Source organism: Flammeovirga sp. SJP92 (assembly GCF_001583495.1).
Classification (GTDB): Bacteria; Bacteroidota; Bacteroidia; order Cytophagales; family Flammeovirgaceae; genus Flammeovirga.
Genome location: NZ_LQAQ01000006.1, coordinates 1 through 3,319 on the forward strand (window position 1 = coordinate 1; position 3,319 = coordinate 3,319).

Here is a 3,319-nt window from a genome sequence, read left to right on the forward strand (position 1 = left end):
TACTGTGACAGAAGAAAAGGGATGATTTTAGTTTAATATTTTTTATTCTAATCAAGGCAGATTTGCAGAGCATAGCCTTAGTTACGCGATAAAAATCTAACGAAGAGAAGGATAAAAAAGATAAGATAAAATGTACCTTTACTTTTGTCACAGTACTTAACACACAAACCAAAACACTTGAAATAAACAACATGAAGGATAAGCTTCAGAAATTAGAAGAAATGAACCGCTTAGCTGAGCTTGGCGGTGGTGAAAAAAGAATAGAAGCCCAACATAAGAAGGGTAAACTAACAGCTCGTGAACGAATTCAATTGCTCATGGATGAGAATACTTTTCATGAAGTAGGCAAGTTTGTCAGACACCGTGAAGTACAATTTGGATTAGACAAGGAACATTATCTTGGTGATGGTGTGATTACTGGTTTCGGCAAAATCTCAGGCCGCTTAGTTTATGTCTACTCACAAGATTTCACTGTTTTTGGTGGTTCACTTTCAGAATCACATGCAGAGAAAATCTGTAAAATCATGGATTTAGCAATGAAAAATGGTGCTCCTATTATTGGTCTCAATGACTCAGGCGGAGCACGTATTCAGGAAGGTGTAAAATCCTTGGGAGGTTATGCTGATATTTTTTATAAAAACACCAGAGCTTCTGGAGTGATTCCTCAAATCTCATGCATCATGGGGCCATGTGCCGGTGGAGCAGTGTATTCGCCTGCTATCACAGACTTTATAATGATGGTTGAGCAGACTTCTTATATGTTTGTTACGGGACCTAATGTCGTAAAAACAGTTACACATGAAGAGGTTACTTCCGAAGAGCTAGGTGGGGCCACAGCTCATAGCACAAAAAGTGGTGTAACGCATTTCACAGCAGCCAATGAAGCTATTGCCCTTCAGAATATCCGAAAACTATTGAGTTATATTCCTCAAAACTGTGAGCAAGATTCTCCTCGCTATGAATATTCCAATATCAATTCTGAAGTAAGGACAGCACTGAATGATATTGTACCAGACAACCCCAATACTCCTTATGATATTCGTGATGTTATTCATGGAACCATTGATAAAGATACATTCTTTGAAGTACATGAGGCTTACGCCGAAAATATTGTAGTAGGTTTTGCTCGTTTGGGAGGAAAAAGTATTGGTATTGTAGGCAATCAACCGGCAGTATTAGCAGGAGTTTTGGATAATGACGCTTCAAAGAAAGCGGCTCGTTTTGTTCGCTTCTGTGATGCTTTTAATATCCCTTTATTGGTATTTGAAGACGTGCCTGGCTTCCTTCCTGGCACAGATCAAGAGTGGAATGGAATTATTGCCAATGGTGCGAAATTACTTTATGCTTTTTGTGAAGCTACAGTCCCAAGGATCACTGTTATTACTCGTAAAGCCTATGGTGGTGCATATGATGTGATGAACTCTAAACATATTGGTGCTGATTTGAATTATGCTTGGCCTACAGCCGAAATTGCGGTGATGGGTGCTCAAGGCGCTGCAGAAATTATCTTCAGAAAAGAAATTCAAAGTGCAGAAGACCCTGAAGCTAAATTACAGGAGAAGATTGATGAGTATACTGAAGAGTTTGCGAATCCTTATAGAGCGGCTTATAGAGGTTATATTGATGAAGTTATCAAACCTGAGAATACCAGGGAAAGATTGATTGCCGCTTTCAATATGCTTCGAAATAAAGTAGATCATAATCCTAGGAAAAGACATGGAAATATTCCATTATAAAACTTTTTCAAGCTCACTCTATCCGTACACTACCCACCGTACACACTGTACGCTATTCACCGTACTGCTTGTACACTATACACCGTACAGTGTGTACGGTGAATAGTGTACATCATAGTACTTAAATCTAAAATGAAGAAAGTAGAGTATAGGAAAAACCTATCTCTACTTTTTTTTCTCATGAATAAATACGTGTGGCATAAAGCATTTCCAAAAAATGAATCTGCTTAATTACCAATAAAAACATCGTAAAAACACTATTATTTTACTTAATCTATCCACACGTCATTCTTCAATAATTTGAAACTATAAGACTATTACTTATAAGGTAAAGAACACTGATAGTAGGTATATATTCGTCCGTTTTCAAAAAAATACAATGTTAAAAAATAACTGTTTGTATGGGCGTTACAGTGCAACGCCCATACTTCTTATTAATGAGTAATCTTCAAATAGCTTATTGAAACTAAACCATAATCGCTCGTATCTAATGACTTTCCTTTCATAGATTGCATATAGTTACCCGCTTTAAAATAGTTTGAATCACTATTACAACCATTGAAACGATAGATTTCTGTCTTCGAACCATTATTGATTGAATACAACACTACATTGCTGTTTTCGAAGATCAGTTCAAGATGCATTTCTTGATCCAATGCCCAATTTCCATCAATAAAATCACCCGATCCATCATCGTTCTCTTCTGTTACCCAACCCATAATCTTCAATCTAACTGCTCCTGAAGACTGGCTAGGATCTCCTTCGAACTGAACACGGATAACATCATCATAAGAACTTGACGGCCCGTGAATTTGTCCAAAACAAACCTTTCCTGAGCTTGGCAATTGGTTTACTGTCACTTTCCATTCCATACGGTTTACACCACTGCCACCATCCCAATAGATATTGTTTGATCCATCAGCAGTTAACTCTCTTAACTCCGTTCTTGGATTTCCAGATCCTGATGATGTAGGATAACCCGCGTAGCATTTAAAGAAGACATTTGTGCCATCCGTATAGAACCAATTATCATTAGAGTAAGTATCTAGATTTGGGATTTTATCCACAAAAGTTGGGTTGTTTAATGTACCAGAAAATGCATTTAACTTCCAATTTTGCAACCCTAAAACATCATAAGGGTAACCTCCAGGTGTTTGATCTGGATCGTCAGGATCTGTTCCATTTCCTTCGCCATCTGTTCCAACTGCTTCAAACTCTGTGATACTGTTCCAAGTATTGGCAGTGTTTCCATATCCAATAACCTGAATATAACGTGCTGCAACATTCTCTAAGGCAATCGTTTCCAAATCTAAAGATGTACCCGTTGATACGCCTGAATACACAACAGATAAAGCATCCGTTGCATCGCCTGCAAGAATTTCAAATGTACTTGCTCTTTGATCACCCTTGAACCATGCAATTGCTACAGACTCAATGTTTTTTACTGATCCAAAATCATAACGGATCCATTGCCCGTTTCCATTAGCAGACCATCTTGTATCTAAGTTACCATCTACAGTGTTTTGAGGAACATTTCCATCATTTGATGAAGCTGCTACTCCACTCACTGCAAGTGGTTCTGA

2 protein-coding genes are annotated in these 3,319 nt (G+C 37.9%); one reads left to right on the forward strand and one right to left on the reverse strand.

Annotation, left to right across the window (positions count from 1 at the left end; genetic code table 11):
• The first annotated feature begins 191 nt into the window (after positions 1-191).
• On the forward strand, positions 192-1,736 hold the full coding sequence (locus AVL50_RS00365) for an acyl-CoA carboxylase subunit beta (RefSeq protein ID WP_062614499.1): 1,545 nt from the start codon (positions 192-194) through the stop codon (positions 1,734-1,736).
• A gap of 434 nt (positions 1,737-2,170) precedes the next feature.
• Here AVL50_RS00365 and AVL50_RS00370 read toward each other — a convergent pair.
• On the reverse strand, positions 2,171-3,319 hold a 1,149-nt coding region (locus tag AVL50_RS00370), incomplete at its 5' end, for a polysaccharide lyase family 7 protein (protein ID WP_172826730.1).

Excerpts from the sequence above, each read along its gene's own strand:
- AVL50_RS00365 (WP_062614499.1), top strand. The coding sequence starts at position 192 with ATGAAGGATAAGCTTCAGAAATTAGAAGAAATGAACCGCTTAGCTGAG.